The sequence below is a fragment of the Aureibaculum sp. 2308TA14-22 genome, from assembly GCF_040538665.1.
GTDB lineage: Bacteria > Bacteroidota > Bacteroidia > Flavobacteriales > Flavobacteriaceae > Aureibaculum.
In genome coordinates this window covers 522,571-541,383 of record NZ_JBEWXT010000001.1, presented here as the reverse complement: position 1 = coordinate 541,383, position 18,813 = coordinate 522,571, and the positions used below count along the sequence as shown (strand labels likewise).

Annotated in this window: 16 protein-coding genes; 14 read left to right on the top strand and 2 right to left on the bottom strand. The window is 34.6% G+C overall.

What is annotated here, in order from left to right:
• The first annotated feature begins 28 nt into the window (after window positions 1-28).
• The 6 genes from U5A88_RS02410 to U5A88_RS02385 all read left to right on the top strand — a co-directional run bounded on the left by U5A88_RS02410 (window position 29) and on the right by U5A88_RS02385 (window position 7,172).
• The gene (locus tag U5A88_RS02410) at window positions 29-517 is read left to right on the top strand and encodes a MarR family winged helix-turn-helix transcriptional regulator (protein WP_354203446.1); all 489 of its coding nucleotides are present in this window, start codon (window positions 29-31) and stop codon (window positions 515-517) included.
• The gene (locus tag U5A88_RS02405; protein WP_354203445.1) at window positions 498-2,888 is read left to right on the top strand and encodes a 3-hydroxyacyl-CoA dehydrogenase/enoyl-CoA hydratase family protein; all 2,391 of its coding nucleotides are present in this window, start codon (window positions 498-500) and stop codon (window positions 2,886-2,888) included. Before U5A88_RS02410 ends, U5A88_RS02405 begins: the two co-directional genes overlap by 20 nt.
• Window positions 2,889-2,893: 5 nt before the next feature.
• Window positions 2,894-4,078: an acetyl-CoA C-acyltransferase gene (locus tag U5A88_RS02400; RefSeq protein WP_354203444.1), complete on the top strand. Its 1,185-nt coding sequence runs from the start codon at window positions 2,894-2,896 to the stop codon at window positions 4,076-4,078.
• Between the two features lie 46 nt (window positions 4,079-4,124).
• A complete protein-coding gene (locus tag U5A88_RS02395; protein WP_354203443.1) occupies window positions 4,125-5,933 on the top strand; it encodes an acyl-CoA dehydrogenase family protein in 1,809 nt (602 codons plus the stop codon).
• 106 nt (window positions 5,934-6,039) lie between these two features.
• Window positions 6,040-6,435, top strand: coding sequence for a hypothetical protein (locus U5A88_RS02390; RefSeq protein WP_354203442.1), 396 nt, complete (start codon window positions 6,040-6,042; stop codon window positions 6,433-6,435).
• 251 nt (window positions 6,436-6,686) lie between these two features.
• A complete protein-coding gene (locus tag U5A88_RS02385; RefSeq protein ID WP_354203441.1) occupies window positions 6,687-7,172 on the top strand; it encodes a pyridoxamine 5'-phosphate oxidase family protein in 486 nt (161 codons plus the stop codon).
• A gap of 7 nt (window positions 7,173-7,179) precedes the next feature.
• Here U5A88_RS02385 and U5A88_RS02380 read toward each other — a convergent pair whose 3' ends face one another.
• The gene (locus U5A88_RS02380; protein ID WP_354203440.1) at window positions 7,180-7,689 is read right to left on the bottom strand and encodes a DUF1569 domain-containing protein; all 510 of its coding nucleotides are present in this window, start codon (window positions 7,687-7,689) and stop codon (window positions 7,180-7,182) included.
• Between the two features lie 77 nt (window positions 7,690-7,766).
• Here U5A88_RS02380 and U5A88_RS02375 point away from each other — a divergent pair, with 77 nt between their 5' ends.
• Window positions 7,767-11,054 (top strand): amidohydrolase family protein, encoded by a 3,288-nt coding sequence (locus tag U5A88_RS02375; RefSeq protein WP_354203439.1) that lies wholly within the window; start codon window positions 7,767-7,769, stop codon window positions 11,052-11,054.
• Between the two features lie 178 nt (window positions 11,055-11,232).
• Here U5A88_RS02375 and U5A88_RS02370 read toward each other — a convergent pair whose 3' ends face one another.
• Complete coding sequence (locus tag U5A88_RS02370; RefSeq protein ID WP_354203438.1) at window positions 11,233-11,961, bottom strand: NYN domain-containing protein; 729 nt, start codon at window positions 11,959-11,961, stop codon at window positions 11,233-11,235.
• 109 nt (window positions 11,962-12,070) lie between these two features.
• On the opposite strand from U5A88_RS02370, the gene U5A88_RS02365 reads away from it, so the two are divergent.
• The 7 genes from U5A88_RS02365 (at window position 12,071) to corA (ending at window position 18,729) form a co-directional block, all read left to right on the top strand.
• Window positions 12,071-13,528, top strand: a complete 1,458-nt coding sequence (locus U5A88_RS02365; RefSeq protein ID WP_354203437.1) for an aminopeptidase P N-terminal domain-containing protein — start codon at window positions 12,071-12,073, stop codon at window positions 13,526-13,528.
• Window positions 13,529-13,589: 61 nt separating this feature from the next.
• The gene (locus U5A88_RS02360) at window positions 13,590-14,120 is read left to right on the top strand and encodes an RNA polymerase sigma factor (RefSeq protein ID WP_354208113.1); all 531 of its coding nucleotides are present in this window, start codon (window positions 13,590-13,592) and stop codon (window positions 14,118-14,120) included.
• Window positions 14,121-14,122: 2 nt separating this feature from the next.
• Entirely contained in the window at window positions 14,123-14,929 is an 807-nt protein-coding gene (locus U5A88_RS02355) for an anti-sigma factor (RefSeq protein WP_354203436.1), read from the top strand.
• Window positions 14,930-15,029: 100 nt separating this feature from the next.
• Window positions 15,030-15,773 carry a hypothetical protein gene (locus U5A88_RS02350; RefSeq protein WP_354203435.1) on the top strand — a complete coding sequence of 248 codons (744 nt, stop codon included), beginning with the start codon at window positions 15,030-15,032 and terminating at the stop codon, window positions 15,771-15,773.
• Between the two features lie 172 nt (window positions 15,774-15,945).
• The gene (locus U5A88_RS02345) at window positions 15,946-16,335 is read left to right on the top strand and encodes a mannose-1-phosphate guanylyltransferase (protein WP_354203434.1); all 390 of its coding nucleotides are present in this window, start codon (window positions 15,946-15,948) and stop codon (window positions 16,333-16,335) included.
• A 473-nt stretch (window positions 16,336-16,808) separates the two neighbouring features.
• Complete coding sequence (locus U5A88_RS02340; RefSeq protein WP_354203433.1) at window positions 16,809-17,663, top strand: mechanosensitive ion channel family protein; 855 nt, start codon at window positions 16,809-16,811, stop codon at window positions 17,661-17,663.
• A 10-nt stretch (window positions 17,664-17,673) separates the two neighbouring features.
• Window positions 17,674-18,729: a magnesium/cobalt transporter CorA gene (gene corA / locus U5A88_RS02335; protein WP_354203432.1), complete on the top strand. Its 1,056-nt coding sequence runs from the start codon at window positions 17,674-17,676 to the stop codon at window positions 18,727-18,729.
• Window positions 18,730-18,813: the final 84 nt, after the last annotated feature.

Here is an 18,813-nt window from a genome sequence, read left to right as displayed (position 1 = left end):
CATAACAAATTTTTATTATATTTGTAAAATGCAAAAAGAAACTACCATTGACCATGCACTCAGGGCAACTTGGCAAGCTGTTGCAAAAATGTACAATGAACAAGCTGCCAAACATGGTAGTACAATGGCCACAGCATTTGTGTTATTAAACATAGATTTTGAAAACGGAACACCATCAACCTCTTTGGGACCGCAAATGGGAATGGAACCCACTAGTCTATCCAGAATTTTAAAAACGATGGAAGAAAAAGGTGCAATTTATAGAGAGAAAAATCCGGAAGATGGGCGAAGCGTACTGATAAAATTAACCGATTATGGAAAAGAGATGCGTAAAGTTTCTAGAGCAACAGTTATTGCTTTTAATGAAAAAGTAAAAGGTAAAATATCTGAAGAAAAATTAAATCACTTTTTTGAAGTGACCGAAAAAATAAATCAATTAATAGCCGAGCGTGAAATCTTTAAGAAAGTTGACGTAAAGCAACAAAAAAATAAGTTAAATGGACAAAAGACATATTAAAAAAGTAGCCGTTATAGGTTCCGGTATAATGGGATCAGGTATTGCCTGTCATTTTGCAAATATCGGCGTTGAGGTGTTGTTACTTGATATTGTTCCAAGAGAATTGACCGATGTCGAAAAAGCAAAGGGACTTACACTCGAAAACAAACATGTTAGAAATAGGTTGGTAAATGATAGCTTAAAGGCTTCTTTAAAATCTAAACCTTCTCCTATTTACAATCAAAAATTTGCAGATCGTATTTCTACAGGAAATATTGAAGATGATTTGCACAAAATAGCAGATGTAGATTGGGTACTAGAAGTAGTTGTAGAACGCTTAGATATTAAGCAAAAGGTTTTTGAACAAGTTGAAAAACACAGAAAACTGGGCACATTAATTACCTCTAATACTTCAGGTATTCCTATTCAGTTTATGAACAAGGGAAGAAGCGAAGATTTTCAAAAACATTTTGCGGTAACCCACTTTTTTAATCCACCAAGGTATTTACAACTTTTTGAAGTTGTTCCTGGTCCTGATTGTAAACAAGAAGTTACCGATTTCCTTATGAATTATGGTGAAAAATTCTTGGGTAAAACTTCGGTTTTAGCTAAAGACACACCAGCATTTATAGGAAATCGTATCGGTATTTTTGGTATTATGAGTCTCTTCCATCAAGTGAAGGAATTGGACTTGACAGTTGAGGAAGTTGATAAATTAACAGGACCAGTAATTGGCCGTCCAAAGTCAGCAACTTTCAGAACCGTTGATGTTGTTGGATTAGATACCTTAGTACATGTAGCCAATGGCATTTACGAAAACTGTCCCAAAGACGAGGCACACGACCTTTTTAAATTGCCTGATTTCATCAATACTATGATGGAAAACAAAATGCTGGGTAGTAAAACTAAAAAAGGTTTTTATAAAAAAGAAGGTAAACAAATTTTAACGCTCGATTTAAATGCGTTAGAATATCGAGAAAAGAAAAGAGCAAAATTTGCTACCTTAGAATTGACTAAAACAGTAGACAAGGTAATTGATCGTTTTAAAATATTAGTAGGCGGGAAAGATAAGGCTGGCGAGTTTTACAGAAAAAATTTCGCAGCGATGTTTGCTTATGTACAGAACAGAATTCCTGAAATTTCCGATGAACTTTACCGCATAGACGATGCCATGAAAGCCGGTTTTGGTTGGGAACACGGCCCGTTCCAAATTTGGGATGCAGTTGGTGTAGAAAAAGGAATCGAATTGATGAAAGCCGAAGGCCATGAACCTGCAACATGGGTTTCTGAAATGTTGGCAAGTGGAAATTCTTCTTTTTATACTGTAAAGGATGGTGCAAAACATTACTACGATATTCCCACCAAGAAACACACCCAAATTCCAGGTCAAGATGCATTTATCATTTTGGATAATATCCGTGAAGCTAAAACGGTTTGGAAAAATAGCGATGCTTCCATTCAGCATTTAGGTGAAGGTGTACTGAATGTAGAGTTCCAATCGAAAATGAATACATTAGGAAGTGGCGTTTTACAAGCTATTAATAAAGGTATTGATTTGGCCGAAACAGAGTATGATGCCGTAATTTTAGGAAATCAAGATGCTAATTTTACTGTTGGTGCCAACCTTGCCATGATGTTTATGATGGCGGTTGAACAGGAATATGACGAACTCAACTACGCCGTAAAATATTTTCAAGATACCGTAATGCGTTTACGTTATTCAGCTTGCCCAACTATTGTCGCTCCCTATGGAATGACACTTGGAGGTGGATGTGAACTTTCACTACATGCCGATAAAGTTGTTGCTGCTGCTGAAACTTATATTGGTTTAGTTGAATTTGGTGTTGGTATTATTCCTGGTGGTGCAGGCTCCAAAGAAATGGCATTACGTGCCACTGAAGGTGTGCTAAAAGACGATGTAAAACTCAACAAATTAAGAGATTACTTTATTAATGTAGCGATGGCAAAAGTGGCAACCTCAGCTTACGAAGCTTTTGACCTTGGGTTCTTTAAGGAGCATAAAGATATTGTTGTAGTTAATAAAAATAGACAAATAGCTACAGCCAAACGTCATGCCATTCAACTATTGGAAGATGGCTACACGCAACCTACACCAAAAAAAGCCTACGTAATGGGACAACAAGCTCTAGGTATGTTTTTGGTTGGAACTGATAGTTTAGAGAAAGGACATTATGCTTCTGAACACGATAAAAAAATAGCAAATAAATTAGGTTATGTATTAGCGGGTGGCGACTTATCTGAACCTACTTATGTATCGGAAAGATACTTACTAGATTTAGAACGCGAAGCTTTTATGTCGTTGACTACTGAGCGTAAAACCTTAGAAAGAATAGAACATATGTTAAAAACGGGGAAACCTTTAAGAAACTAAAAAAAATGAAAACAGCATATATAGTAAAAGGATACAGAACGGCAGTTGGCAAAGCACCAAGAGGTGTATTTAGATTTAAAAGACCTGATGAATTGGCTGCAGAAACTATCGAACATCTTTTGAAAGAGGTGCCAAGTCTTGATAAAACGAGAATTGATGATGTTATTGTGGGTAACGCAATGCCCGAAGCAGAACAAGGCTTAAATATTGGACGTTTAATTTCTTTAATGGGATTAAAAATTGAAGATGTGCCTGGTGTAACAGTCAACAGATATTGTGCTTCGGGATTAGAGACCATTAGCATTGGTGTTGCTAAAATCCAGTCAGGAATGGCTAATTGTGTTATCGCTGGCGGTGTAGAAAGTATGAGTTATATCCCTATGGGAGGTTATAGACCTACACCAAATTATAAAGAAGCCAAAAATGGTAATGAAGATTATTATTGGGGAATGGGTTTAACAGCAGAAGCTGTTGCTCACCAATTCAACGTATCGCGTGAAGATCAAGATGAGTTTGCATTTAACTCTCACGAAAAATCATTAAGAGCTCAGGGCAATGACACATTTAAAGATGATATCGTTCCTATTGAAATTGAAGAAGTTTTTGTTGGTGAAGACGGTAAAAAACAATCAAAAAAATATACAGTAGCTAAAGATCAAGGTCCTCGAAGAGGAACTTCAATTGATGCACTTGCAAAACTACGTCCCGTTTTTGCACAAGGTGGAAGTGTAACTGCTGGTAATTCTTCACAAATGAGTGACGGTGCTGCTTTTGTCTTGATAATGGATGAAGATATGGTTAAAGAATTGAATCTTGAACCTGTTGCCAGAATGGTTTCTTTTGCTGCGGCGGGTGTTGATCCTAAAATTATGGGTATTGGTCCAGTAAAGGCTATTCCAAAAGCTATTGAACAAGCTGGATTAAAGCAAAATGATATTGATTTAATTGAATTGAATGAAGCATTTGCCTCACAATCATTAGCTGTAATACGAGAATTAGGATTGAACAAAGATATTGTTAATGTAAATGGTGGAGCCATTTCTTTAGGGCATCCTTTAGGTTGTACCGGGGCAAAATTATCCGTTCAACTGTTCAATGAAATGAGAAGACGTAAAAATAAATATGGTATGGTTACGATGTGCGTAGGTACGGGACAAGGTGCGGCTGGAATTTTTGAATTTTTGAATTAGAATTATATTAGAAATAAAAGATTAAAATAACTTAGAAAATAATAAAATGAGTACTGAAAATAATTTACTAAGAGGTGGTCAATTCCTTGTAAGGGAAATAAGTAGCGATGAAATATTCACTCCAGAAGATTTTAATGAAGAGCAGCAAATGATGAAAGAATCGGTTACCGAATTTGTTGACCGTGAACTTTGGCCTAATAAACCAAATTTTGAAAATAAAGATTATGCTTTAACAGAAGAGTGTATGCGTAAAGCAGGCGACTTAGGCTTTTTAAGTGTTTCTGTTCCTGAAGAATATGAAGGCATGGGTATGGGCTTTGTTTCTACTATGTTAGTTTGTGATTATATTTCAGGAGCTACAGGTTCTTTTAGTACTGCCTTTGGTGCTCATACTGGTATTGGCACCATGCCAATTACGCTATATGGAACTGAAGAACAAAAGAAAAAATATGTTCCGAAATTAGCGTCTGGAGAATGGTTTGGATCCTATTGTTTGACTGAACCAAGTGCGGGTAGTGATGCCAATTCTGGAAAAACAAAAGCAGTGTTATCTGATGACGGTAAATATTACAGTATCACAGGACAGAAAATGTGGATTTCAAATGCAGGATTCTGTAAACTGATGATTGTTTTTGCCAGAATTGAAGATGATAAAAACATTACAGGATTTATTGTTGAATATGATAAAGATAATCCTAACGGTATTACAATGGGTGAAGAAGAACATAAGTTGGGAATTAGAGCTTCTTCCACACGTCAGGTATTTTATAATGAAACTAAAGTTCCCGTAGAGAATATGTTATCAACTCGTGGTAACGGATTTAAAATTGCAATGAACGCTTTAAACGTTGGTCGTATAAAATTAGCGGTAGCTTGTTTAGATGCACAACGAAGAACCGTTACTGAATCCATTAAATATGCAAACGAACGTATTCAATTTAAAACACCAATTGCTAAATTTGGAGCTATCCGTCAAAAAATTGCGGAAATGGCAACCAATTGTTGGGTAGGTGAAGCTGCGTGTTATAGAGCCGCTAAAAACATTGAAGATAGAATTGAACTTAGAAGAAATAACGGTAAAGACACACATCAAGAAGCTGAGTTAAAATCTGTTGAAGAGTATGCCATCGAATGTTCAATTTTAAAAGTTGCCGTTTCTGAACATATCCAAAAATGTACGGATGAGGGTATTCAGATTTTTGGCGGCATGGGCTTTTCTGAAGAAACACCAATGGAATCGGCTTGGCGTGATGCTCGTATTTCTAGAATTTATGAAGGCACAAATGAAATCAACAGAATGTTATCCATAGGTATGTTGATTAAAAAAGCAATGAAAGGTCATGTAGATTTATTAACTCCAGCAACAGCTGTTGCTAATGAATTAACAGGAATCCCTTCTTTTGATTCACCTGATGCTTCAGTTCTATTTGCAGAAGAAAAACAAATAATTGTTAACCTTAAAAAGTTATTTTTAATGGTTGCGGGTGCTGCTTTACAAAAGTATGGTGAAAAAATTGAAAAGCATCAACAACTAATGTTAGCATCATCAGACATTTTAATTCAAATTTATCTGGCAGAATCTGCTATTTTACGTGCAGAAAAAATGGCGAAAAAAGACGGAGAAGCCAAAGTAAAAGAACAAATTGCAATGGCAAAACTGAATTTGTTCCATGCCATTGATGTTATTGAAACAGCTGGAAAGCATTCCATAATTTCCTTTACCGAAGGTGATGAACAACGTATGATGTTAATGGGATTAAAACGTTATATCAAGTATGTCAACATGCCTAATATTATCGAATTGCGAAACATTATTGCGGACAAAGTAACAGAGAAAAACAAGTATTGTTTTTAGGGTTTGTTATGTTTAATTATCAATCTTGATTTTATAAATTACATTTATACGGATGATGTTTTTTGAAAACAAATTTAGTAAACATAAAATCTAATCTCAATTGGGAATGATAAATCCTTATTTTCTCGTTGCTGGAATCTTAGCAATCCTTTTGGGATTGATTCACTCATTTTTGGGTGAATATTTAATTTTCCATAAATTCAGAAAAAAAGGGAACTTAGTTCCGTCAATGACGGTAGAAGATATAAAAGAACGGCATCTAAGAATAATTTGGGCAACATGGCACTTAACCTCTGTTTTTGGTTGGTGTCTTGGAGCAGTATATATAAAAATTTCGTTTGGATTAGTTAAACCAAACTCTGGAATAGTCAATTTTTTAATCCAATCATCCATTTATACCATGTTTGTAGGTGCATTATTGGTGTTAATGGGCACTAAAGGCAAACATCCAGGATGGATAGTTTTATTGTTAATTGGGGTATTATTACTGTTAGGAAATTAATCGACAACCATTAATAATATTGTTTAAAAATAGTACACTCAAATAATTTTTAAGTTTAGTGGATTAAAGCCGTTTTCTAAATACCACATCTATTTTGGGTAGTGAAAACGGTTTTTTAATGTAGATGTATAATATTCTTAACTGATCTAAATGTTAGCTCGAGCGGAGTCGAGAGGTTATTAAATTATACTTGCATCCATTAGGTTTCGACTCCGCTCGACCTGACAAATTACTGTATTAAATTTATTTCTATGGATATTATAAAAAATTGGTCAACAATAAGAACACATTTCAACAAGAGTTTTCGTTCAAATTTACACGTATCCATTGCCTCTGTTGATGCCGAAAATAATCCAACAGTAACACCAATTGGTACATTCTTTTTAAATGGAGATCAAACTGGATTTTATTTTGAAAAATATCCAACTAAACTTCCTAAAAACATAAACTCCAATAATAATATATGTGTTTTAGGGGTAAATAGTAATAAGTGGTTTTGGCTGAAATCTTTGTTTAAAGTAAAATTTGACAAGTATCCCGCACTAAAACTATACGGCGAACTGGGTCATAGAAGAAAAGCTACCGAAATTGAAATCAGCAGACTAAAACGTAGAATGAAAACCACCAATAGTCTAAAAGGCAATAAATACCTTTGGGGAGATATGGAATATGTACGAGAAATTTGTTTTACCAAAGCAGAAAAAGTGAATATTGGCAAAATGACCTCCTATTTGTAAACGATTTCTAAACCCCAAATTGATTCAAATGATGATCTAAATGTTTATAAAACAAATTATTCCATTCGTTTTTAGTTAATTTTCCAAAAGAAAGGTTCTCTTTCCCATCAAAATGAGCTTCGCCCAATTCCTGAGTTTTTTGAATGTAATCAACCAATCGCTTTTTTTCTTTTTCAAAATCTTTATCCTCTTTCATCACAAACATGGGGGCCGTTCTGGAGTTTCGTTTATATGGTGCAGGACCCGTTACTATTTTCTTTGCAAACAGTTTAATCATAAACTTTGTGAAAGCATTAGGTTTAGGGTGTTTATTATCATAATGCAATTCATAAGCTACACTGCAATGGGCTAACATTTGACCCACATTCATGGTTCCCCATTGTCCTTTTGTTTCTGGTGTTAGATTATTAATTCGGCCTATAACTTGGTTCGAAATTTCTTTGGTGAAAATATTAGGGAAATCCATAATATAAAGTTTTGATTGTTGCGTTTTATCAAAAGTAATAATTTTACCCAAAACAAGCCTTTCAGTACTATTGTTTTTTAATCTGTGGATTATAATTATATTAGCATTTCTAATTTAAACTTTCCAAAATGTCTAAAATTAACCTATCCCTTATTCTTTGTATTTTAATTTCACTGAACCTAATCGCCCAAGACAAAAAATCTAAAAAATGGGACGTTTCAAACCCTGAAGGCGATTGGAATTTTAAAGAAGTAAAACTCACTACCGATGAGGGTACTTGGATGAATTTAGATATAAGTCCCGATGGCAAAACCATTGTTTTTGATCTATTGGGAGATATTTATAAAATGCCAATTTCTGGTGGAAAAGCTACACTTTTAAGGGAAGGACTACCTTTTGAAATTCAACCGCAATTTAGTCCAGACGGAAAGAAAATACTTTTTACAAGTGATGCAGGAGGTGGTGATAATATTTGGACAATGAACACTGATGGTTCTGAAGCAAAGCAGATTACTAAAGAAAGTTTTAGATTATTAAACAATGCTATTTGGATGCCCGACGGAAATTATATTGTGGCCAGAAAACATTTTACATCTGGTCGTTCTTTAGGAGCTGGGGAACTATGGATGTATCATAAAACGGGAGGTTCTGGAACACAATTGACCAAACGAAAAAACGACCAGCAAGATGTAAATGAACCTACTATTTCACCTGACGGAAAGCATTTATATTACAGTGAAGATGTTTATCCCGGTGGTTTTTTTCAATATAACAAAGATCCAAACAGCCAAATTTATGTCATAAAAAGATATAGCTTTGAAGATGGCAGCAACCAAACTATTACTGGTGGGCCAGGTGGAGCAGCTCGACCTCAAATTTCTCCTGACGGGAAGAAGCTAGCTTTTGTAAAGCGTGTACGAACAAAATCAGTGCTCTACATTCATAACTTAGAAACTGGTGAAGAATATCCTGTTTATGATAAATTAAACAAAGACCAACAGGAAGCTTGGGCTGTTTTTGGTGTTTATACACGTTTCAGCTGGATGCCCAATAATAAAGAATTAGTGTTTTGGTCGGGCGGAAAAATTAATAAGCTAAATATTGAAACATTAGCGGTTACTAATATTCCTTTCGAAGCAGAGGCTAATATAAAAATTGCTGAAACGGTGGAATTTGAATATCCTGCTTTTACAGAAAACTTTACGGCTAAAGCAATTAGAAATGCGGTTACTTCACCTGATGGAAAAATGATAGCTTTTAATGCTTTGGGACATATCTACACTAAAAAATTACCAAATGGCAAACCAAAAAGATTAACAAAAGGTTCTGACTTAGAAGCTGAACCACAATTTTCAACCAATGGAAAAGAAATTGTGTATGTAACTTGGAATGACGAAAATTTAGGAGCAATTCATATCATACCAACTAAAGGAGGGAAATCTACTAAAATAACCAACCAAAAAGGCATTTACAGAATGCCTTCGTTTAGTAATGATGGTCGTAAAATTGTTTATGTAAAAGAAGGAGGAAATAATGAACAAGGCAGAACGTTTTCAAAAAAGTCAGGTCTTTATGTTACTAATAAAGACGGTTCAAATACTAAATGGTTAAAAGTTGGTGGTGAATATCCGCAATTCTCAGCCAATGATAAAAAAATATTGTATCAAACTGGAGGTACCTACTTTGGCAATTTAACCAAATCTTTAAAAAGTGTTGATTTAAACGGACAACATGAAAAAACACTAATTACCTCAAAATATGCAAATAGATTAGTGCCAAGTCCTGACAATAAGTGGTTAGCGTTTAGCAACCTACACAAAGTGTATTTAGCACCTATGCCTATCACTGGTAAAACACTTGACTTAGATAATAAAACCAAAGTGGTTCCTGTATCTCAAATTTCTAAAGATGCAGGCACAAATTTACATTGGTCTGAAGATAGCAAAACCATACATTTTACCATGGGAGAAGAGTACTTTAGCAATAAAATTAATGAACGATTCAAATTCTTAGAAAATGCTCCAGATAGTATTGCTCCTCCTAAAGAGAAAGGTATGAGTATTAATTTGGTTTCAAAAATGGACAAACCAAAAGGAAAAATTGCTTTTACCAATGCTAGAATTATTACTATGGAAGGCAATGAAGTTATTGAAAGTGGAACTATAGTTATTCAAGAAAATAAAATTACCGCTCTAGGTAAAACTGCTGATATAGAGCTTGATTCAAATACCAGAGTTTATGATGTTTCTGGTAAAACTATTATGCCAGGTATTGTGGATGCTCATGCACATATTGGTGGATTTAGATATGGTCTCAACAATCAAAAACACTGGCAATTTTATGCAAATTTAGCCTTTGGTGTTACTACGGCACATGATCCTTCTGCCAATACCGAAACTGTTTTTACTTTGGCCGAAATGATTAAAAGTGGTGAAATGGTCGGTCCTCGCCTATACTCTACTGGTTTTATTCTGTATGGAGCAGATGGCGATTTTAAAGCTGTAGTTAACAATTTAGAAGATGCAAGATCCTCGATAAGAAGGACGAAAGCATTTGGTGCAACATCGGTGAAAAGTTATAATCAACCTAGAAGAGAACAACGACAGCAAATTTTACAAGCTGCTCGTGAGGAAGGTATTTTTGTTGTCCCTGAAGGTGGCTCAACATTCTACCATAATATGACTATGATTATGGATGGGCATACGGGCATTGAACATAATATTCCCATCGCTCCAGTTTACAAAGATGTAGTTACTTTATGGAGCAATAGCAAAACGGGCTATACGCCAACACTTATTGTAAATTATGCAGGAATGAGCGGCGAATATTATTGGTATCAGACTACTAATGTTTGGGAAAATGAAAAACTGTTAAAATATACCCCAAGAAGTATTGTTGATGCCAGATCTAGACACAGAACCATGGTACCTATGGAAGAATATGACAATGGACACATCTTGACTTCCAAAACCTGTAAAGCTTTGACGGATGCCGGAGTTAAAGTGAATTTAGGAGCTCATGGTCAATTACAAGGTTTAGGTGCCCATTGGGAATTGTGGATGCTACAACAAGGTGGAATGACCAATCATGAAGCTCTACAAGCGGCGACAATAAATGGAGCAGAATATATAGGATTGGGGAACGACATCGGTTCTTTAAAAGTAGGTAAATTGGCTGATTTAATTGTGTTAGATAAAAATCCGTTAGAGGATATTCAGAACACCAATAGTGTAAAATATACTATGGTAAATGGAAGGTTATACGATACCGAAACCATGAATGAAATTGGTAATACTATTAAAAACAGAACTAAATTCTATTGGGAAAACAACAACTATAACCAAGCTTTCCCATGGCACGAAGCGGCTCAAAGTTTTTCACAACCAGGGTGTGGGTGTGTGGTGGGGCATAATTAAAAAGACGCTAGACCGTCCCCGCTTGTTGGCGGGGACTTTTAGATGTTAGAATCTAGACTTTGAATTGGTTAAACCATATTGTCAGTTCGAGCGGATTCGAGAACTAATTGGTCAGAACATAATAAATAGGTTTCGACTCCGCTCGAACGGACAAGCTTTATAACAAATCAAGAAGAATCTATTTATTCCTCACATAAATCAGTTTAAAGCGTTTATTACCCTGATCTCTTTGTTCAATTTCAAATTGATTAAGGGAGTTAAAAAGTGGCGTTAATTTTTCAAAACCAAAATTCCGAGCGTCAAAATTCGGTTGTTTTTTAATAATTAGCGAACCTACATCACCTAAAAATGCCCATCCATCTTCATCGGCAGCATCATCTACAGACTGTCTTAATAGTCGGATTGTTTTCGGGGTTATTTTATCTAAACTTGGTTTTTTAGCATCTTTTTTACCATCATGTTGTTCGGTATATGTCTCTAAAATTTCGAGGTAAATAAATTTATCACATGCTACAATAAACGGATCCGGTGTTTTCTTTTCGCCTATTCCGATTACTTGCATACCTGATTCTCGTAACCTGGTTGCCAGTTTTGTAAAGTCACTGTCCGAAGAAACCAAGCAAAAACCATCAATATTTTTTGAATATAAAATATCCATAGCATCAATAATCATAGCAGAATCGGTAGCATTTTTACCTGTAGTATATCCGTATTGTTGTATCGGATTAATTGCATTTTCTAATAACACATTTTTCCATTTATTCAAGTGCGGTTTAGTCCAATCGCCATATATACGTTTAATGGTAGGTGTTCCGTATTTGGTAATTTCCTCCATCATTTCTTTTATATACTTTGATGGAATATTATCGCCATCAATCAAAACGGCTAATTTTATGTCTTTTATCATGTGTGTAAAGATACGATAATAAAATCTGTAAGATACAGTCCATTTACATCTATTAAAATTTGTAAATTGCAGACAATCAGCTTTTTCTTTTTAATAACCACACCAATCTATGACACATTTTAAAACACTCTTTTTATCAGCCTTACTGTTAATAACTTTAAGTTCTGTAGCTACAGCTCAAGAAAAACATCACTATCAAACAGATTTTTCAGTTGAAAATTTTAACGAAAGAAGATTTAAAATATTCACCGAAATTGGAGACAATGCAGTTGCATTAATACAAGGGTCTGCTGGCGTACCAGGCTTTAGTGTATTTAGGCAATCCAATAGTTTTTACTACCTCTGTGGACTCGAAACTGCTCATTCCTATTTATTGTTAAATGGAAAAAATAAAACAGCAACACTTTATCTACCCCATAGAGACGAAGGTAGAGAAAAAGGAGAAGGAAAAGTATTATCTGCTGAAGATGCCGAACTCGTTAAAAAATTAACTGGAGTTGATAGCGTACGTGGAATTGAATTTTTAGCGAGGGATATTGTTGGTACGGGTTTAATCAGACCACCTGGTGCAGTTCTTTACACGCCATTAAGTCCTGCTGAAACCGGAAATGACAGTCGTGATGAATTACTATTCGGACAAGCACGAAAAGCTGCGGATCCATGGGATGGAGAACAATCTAGAGAATCTAGATTTAAACAAAAAATTAAAGAACGCTTCCCGCAAGTAGAAATCAGGGATCTCTCACCTATTTTAGATGCCATGCGATTGATTAAAAGTCCTGAAGAAATTGACCTTATCCGTAAAGCCACCCAAATTGCTGGTCTAGGTATTATTGAGGCAATGAAATCTACCAAACCCGGTCTTTATGAATATCAATTGGATGCAGCAGCTAAGTATGTATATTATTTAAATGGAGCCAGAGGCGATGGCTATGCCTCAATAATCGGTGGAGGAACTAATGCCTACTTTGGTCATTATTTCCATAAAAAAGATGTGCTCAAAAATGGTGATTTAGTTCTGATGGATTACGCACCTGATTATCGCTATTATACTAGTGATGTTACAAGAATTTGGCCCGTAAACGGAAAATTTGACAAAGCTCAAACCGCACTGTATAATTTTATTGTTGCTTATCGCGATGCTCTTTTCAAGTATATTAAACCGGGCGTAACTGCAAATGAAGTACTTGATAAAGCGGCAGAAGACATGAAGAAATATGTAGCAAGTGCAAAATTTGTAAAGCCATCTCATTTAAAAGCAGTACAAGAAGGTTTGGTATTTCGTGGGCATTTTCAACATCCTGTGGGTATGGCGGTGCATGATGTTGGTAGGGTAAGAGGTAATGTAAAACTAAGACCAGGTATGGTTTTTACCATAGACCCTATGATTTGGCTTCGAGATGAAAGACTTTATATTCGTATTGAAGATATGGCTGTGGTCACCAAAACGGGAGTGGAAAACATGAGTGCTTTTGTTCCATCAAGTATTAAAGATGTTGAAAAAACTATTAAAGAAAAAGGGTTGACTGAATTTAGACCGCCAACGGCTTTACCACTAAAAGAATAGAAAAAATAAGATAGTCGATGTTTTAGTTTAAATAGCTATATTACAGCTCCAAAAAATGGCAATGACCTTAGAAGAATCTGTACTAAAATTTCAGAAAAAAGATGTAAAGGCTTTCGAATATCTCTATGATAATTATAAGCAAAGTCTTTTAGGTGTTATTTTTTCAATTGTTAAAGACGATGCTATTGCTGAAGAAATACTACAAGATGTTTTTATAAAAGCTTGGCACAATTCAGATACCTACAGCTCAAGTAAGGGCAGGTTTTTTACTTGGATGTTAAATATTGCCAGAAATGCTGCTATTGACAAAACAAGATCCAAAAATTTTAAGAACAGTCAAAAAAACCAAAGTACCGATAATTTCGTAGATATATTGGAGACTTATGACAATCTTGATGTTACCACAAATAGCATTGGGATTAAAAAATTTGTAGATAAACTGGCTGAAAAATGTAAAGAAGTAATTAACCTATTATATTTTAAAGGATATACCCAAAAAGAAGCGGCAGAAACATTAAAAATGCCAATTGGTACGGTTAAAACACGCAACAGAAACTGCATTAATGAACTAAGAGTTATAGTTTTGAATTAGAAATGGAAATTAAAGAATACATAGCGTCCGGAATTTTAGAGCTTTATGTAGCTGGTGTACTTTCTGAAAAAGAAAACCGAGAGGTATTTGCTATGGTTCAAAAACATCCTGAAATTGCCAAGGAAGTTGCCGAGATAGAAGCTGCTGTTCTAAAATTGACCGCAGCAACAGCCCCTACTTCTAACACTTCATTTCAAAAAATTAAAGCCAAAATAAGTGATGCAAATACCAACGAACCCAAAGTTGTTCAGTTAGCCAAAAAATCTACAAACTGGTTATCTTACACTGGTTGGGCAGCTGCGGTACTGTTATTAGGTGGTTTTATTTGGACCATGGTACAAAACAACAATTTGAGTACACAGTTAAAATCTGCTGAACTAGAAAAACAACAATTAGAAGAACAGATTTTTAAAGCCAATTCCAGTTTGGCTGAGACAAAAAAGCTAAATACCATTCTTAGAGATAAAGACATTTTAGCAGTTCCGTTGGGTGGGCAAACCGTTTCACCAAATTCGTATGCCAAGGTCTATTGGAACAAATCTGACAACCAAGTATATGTAGATGTTCAAGGCCTACCTGACCCTCCCGCTGGTAAGGTCTATCAAGTTTGGTCTTTAAAATTGGATCCGCTTACCCCAACAAGCATTGGTGTATTAGACCAATTTACCGAAGACGAAAACAAAGTATTTGCCTTAGGCAACAATAATGAGTCAGAAGCTTTTGGTATTACTCTTGAACCTGAAGGCGGTAGTGAAGTACCTACGTTAGAACAGTTGTATACATTAGGGGTTGTAAATGCTGCACCGTAACTTTAATTTTTTTACTTTTTTTTAACAATTATTCAGAATTTGTATATTGCAACTATAACGGATATAACCGCAATGCGGTTATACATATGTTGTACAACATTTGAGAAAAACTAAAGACATATTAATATTTGTTTTCGCATTCGCTGTAATTGCTGCAATGGCTTATGTGATTTTTTTGTTTTTTCATGTCCAAAATAAATATTCAGAAAGTCCAGAAAATATTGCAATGGTTTTAGAACCGAGACTAGAAAGCAATATAACTTATGATGATGAACATAACATTATAAGTAATATGTTGGATAGTATTTATAAAGTAGATTACTGTCATCCAATTAGAAAAATACCTAAAAAAGCGGATTCAGTCCTAATCGATAGAATGGAAAAACGTTATCTTGTATCTGAAAGAGACAGAGATACAATAAAGAAATTCGTAACGATTCCTGATTCATTAACTTCTCTTAATATTGAGAATAATAGAGGTTATATTTTAAAATATCTTGATACTCTATCTAATGAGTTCAATTTTATCAAAAATCTTAAAACGGAATTAAATTCTAAAAAACTAAAAACGGAATTAATAGAACAAGATGGAATAGAATTTCTAACCAAATTTTCTGCAAGAAAAAGAGGTTTCAACCCATTAAGTTATGGAAAAAAAGACACAATTTTAAACATTGGATTTATGGGCTTTTCAAGAGTTGTATTCTCTGAGAAGTATAATACTGGTATATTTCATTATACATATTTAGGAGATCCTAATTGCGGATATACCTGCTATGTTATTTTTTATAAAGAGAATTCTAAATGGATATATAGAAAAGCAATACATACAGGAGCTTTCTAACAAAGAAACTGATTAAAAACGTTGTACAACAACGTGTATAACCAATTGCTTGTTTTGTGTGTACTCGGAAAATCCTAGCGGATTTTCCTACTGGTTCGGTTTCTTTTGTTAACTTAGTTCTCGCCAACGCAACAAGCCATACACGAACACGTTGTAGCACATTTGAGGAACTATGAAACCTGAATTAAAATATATTGAATTGAAAAGCGGTTTTGGAGACAATGGACCAGCTTGGATTGGAATAGCGGAATTCTCTAAATCTGGAAGAACTGTGTATTTTAATGGCAAGGCCTTGAAAAACGCCAATGCAATGGGAATTGAAGGTGGTAATCATTATGATATTGAGACTGGAGAGGAATATTGGGTTTCTGGAATTAAGAAAAATGGAACTGACCGACATTGGGCTGGTGGTGGAAAAATTATGATTGACCGAAATGTTGTTGACCTTTATTTAAGTCTGGTTGATTTCAATGTTTTGGATAAAAACCGATTTGAATTGATTGATGTAAATCCAACTGACAAACAAAAATTTTCGGAATTAGAAAATGAAAAGTTGAGTTAAGAATTGGAGATGAAAAAGAATATACACATAATTCTGGGCTTAATTCAATCTTCTTTATCTCTTTATTGGCTATATCATATAATTTCCCTTTACATAGATTATCAAAATCCAAACATCGCTTTCCTCTTTATCTATCCGAACTGGGTTATATTTTCAAATATTACATTAAGTTGTATTAACTTATATTTTGGAATAAAATTAATAAATGGAAAAATTTCAATCAAGCGAAGTTACTTGACAATGTTGTTTTTAATTGTCATTGGAGGATTGATAAATATTTTGAGTGTTGCGTAAAATAAAAACGTGCTACAACAACGTGTATAATTAATTGCTTTGGTCGTTGTTTATTTGGAAAATTCCTTCGGAATTTTCTCGCGTTCGTTTTTGTTTACTAAATTAGTTGCTGAAACACGGAACTAACCATACACAAAACCGTTCCGCACCACCAAAAAAAGTTAGATAAATAATCAACAATGAAAGAACAAATACTAAGCAGCATTGAATACATCGGAATTTTTATTTGTATCCTACTGATAACAATTGTTGTAGCTTTTTTGATCAATCGATTTTTCAAACGACTAATTCGTCGTTCGACGGAAGAAATGAAAAACGATCCAACAAATTATAAATTCTTGCGTCATGCAATCAATGCAATAATTTATATCATCGGGTTTAGTATAGCTATTTACTCAATGCCAAATTTGCGAGCACTAGCAAGTTCTCTTTTAGCAGGTGCGGGCATCTTGGCAGTTTCCGTAGGCTTTGCTTCTCAGCATGCTCTGAGTAATATTATTAGTGGTGTTTTTATAATTATCTTTAAACCGTTCAGAGTAAATGACAGAGTAAACCTAAGAGAACTGAGGGGCGTCGTGGAAGATATTACTTTGAGACATACCGTTATTCGGGATTTTGAAAACAAAAGGATTATCATTCCAAATTCATTAATAAGTGATGAAATATTAGTGAATTCAAATTATGGGGATGAGAGAATTTGTAAATTGATTGAAATAGGAATAAGCTATGATTCAGATTTTAAAAAAGCAAAGGCCATCTTCAAAGAAGAAGTACTAAAACACCCCCTTCATATTGACCCAAGAACAGAGGAACAATTGATGGAGGGCGAGGAATTAGCTCCAGTTAGAATTATAGGTTTTGGAGAATCATCAGTTAATCTAAGAGCTTGGGCCTGGGCTAAAGATCCGGTAGATGCTTTTAAAATGGAATGTGAATTATTTGAGCTTATTAAAAAGAGATTTGATAATGAAGGAATAGAGATACCGTTCCCGCATAGAACCCTTGTGTACAAGAATAATCCTACTAATATCTGAATTGAATTCTATGAGCAAAAAAAGAAATAAAATCGGATTACCTCCTGGTTCTGTTGTGTTTACTGGAAATAAAAAAATGGAAAAAGTCCAAATTCATTATATCCAATATGATAATGAATTATTCGAAGAAAAAACACTTAGTAATCATGACAAAATCATCTTACACCAATCTCCTGAAGAGGAAGTTGATTGGTATGACATACGGGGAGTTCATGATACAGTCTTAATTGAAAAACTTGGCCACACCTTCAATATCCATCCTTTAATTCTCGAAGATGTATCTAATACATACCAGCGACCAAAATGTGAAGAATATGAGAATGGTATTTTTATAATTATCAAAGCTTTAGCCTTTGACAAAACTGAAACAAAGATAACCATTGAGCAGGTTGCAATATGTTTTCGAAAGGGTTTCGTGATTTCATTTCAAGAAACTGAAAGTGATTTATTTGAAGCTGTAAGAAAACGGATTCAAAGTAAGAAAGGTAGAATAAGACAAAAAGGTGCGGACTACCTTGCTTATTCACTCATAGATGTAATTGTAGACAATTACTTTCTTTTGCTGGAAGATATAGGTGAAGAAATTGAATCACTTGAAGATCGCATGCTTGACAACCAAGATTCAAATAATAAATCCGCAATTCACCGACTCAAAAAAGAGTTGCTAACCATACGAAAATCAATTGCTCCTCTGAGAGAAGCCATAGGGCGGTTTGCTAAAACAGATAGCCCATTAGTTGAAAAAGATACTCCTGTATTTATTAGAGATTTGTATGATCACACTATTCAAGTAATGGATACGGTGGAGTCTTTTCGGGATTTGTTGAACGGCTTACAAGATCTCTACATTTCAGAGGTGAGTTTTAAAATGAATCAAGTCATGCAAATGCTTACACTGGTAGCAACGATTTTTATCCCTTTAACTTTTTTAGCAGGGATTTACGGAATGAATTTTGAAAACATTCCTGAACTTCGATGGAAGTATGGATACTTTGCATTCTGGGGATTTATAGTCGTTATTTTTGTCGGTTTGTTAATTTACTTTAAGAGAAAGAAATGGCTATGATAAAAAAGGCGAGTGGTGAACAATGTGTATGTCGATTATGGCTCCCATTCGGTCACCACGACGCATACACTAACCGTTGGAATT

Excerpts from the sequence above, each read along its gene's own strand:
- U5A88_RS02400 (WP_354203444.1), top strand. The coding sequence starts at position 2,894 with ATGAAAACAGCATATATAGTAAAAGGATACAGAACGGCAGTTGGCAAA.
- U5A88_RS02395 (WP_354203443.1), top strand. The coding sequence starts at position 4,125 with ATGAGTACTGAAAATAATTTACTAAGAGGTGGTCAATTCCTTGTAAGG.
- U5A88_RS02390 (WP_354203442.1), top strand. The coding sequence starts at position 6,040 with ATGATAAATCCTTATTTTCTCGTTGCTGGAATCTTAGCAATCCTTTTG.
- U5A88_RS02340 (WP_354203433.1), top strand. The coding sequence starts at position 16,809 with ATGAAAGAACAAATACTAAGCAGCATTGAATACATCGGAATTTTTATT.
- U5A88_RS02385 (WP_354203441.1), top strand. The coding sequence starts at position 6,687 with ATGGATATTATAAAAAATTGGTCAACAATAAGAACACATTTCAACAAG.
- U5A88_RS02410 (WP_354203446.1), top strand. The coding sequence starts at position 29 with ATGCAAAAAGAAACTACCATTGACCATGCACTCAGGGCAACTTGGCAA.
- U5A88_RS02375 (WP_354203439.1), top strand. The coding sequence starts at position 7,767 with ATGTCTAAAATTAACCTATCCCTTATTCTTTGTATTTTAATTTCACTG.
- U5A88_RS02360 (WP_354208113.1), top strand. The coding sequence starts at position 13,590 with ATGACCTTAGAAGAATCTGTACTAAAATTTCAGAAAAAAGATGTAAAG.
- corA (WP_354203432.1), top strand. The coding sequence starts at position 17,674 with ATGAGCAAAAAAAGAAATAAAATCGGATTACCTCCTGGTTCTGTTGTG.
- U5A88_RS02370 (WP_354203438.1), bottom strand. The coding sequence starts at position 11,961 with ATGATAAAAGACATAAAATTAGCCGTTTTGATTGATGGCGATAATATT.
- U5A88_RS02345 (WP_354203434.1), top strand. The coding sequence starts at position 15,946 with ATGAAACCTGAATTAAAATATATTGAATTGAAAAGCGGTTTTGGAGAC.
- U5A88_RS02355 (WP_354203436.1), top strand. The coding sequence starts at position 14,123 with ATGGAAATTAAAGAATACATAGCGTCCGGAATTTTAGAGCTTTATGTA.
- U5A88_RS02365 (WP_354203437.1), top strand. The coding sequence starts at position 12,071 with ATGACACATTTTAAAACACTCTTTTTATCAGCCTTACTGTTAATAACT.
- U5A88_RS02405 (WP_354203445.1), top strand. The coding sequence starts at position 498 with ATGGACAAAAGACATATTAAAAAAGTAGCCGTTATAGGTTCCGGTATA.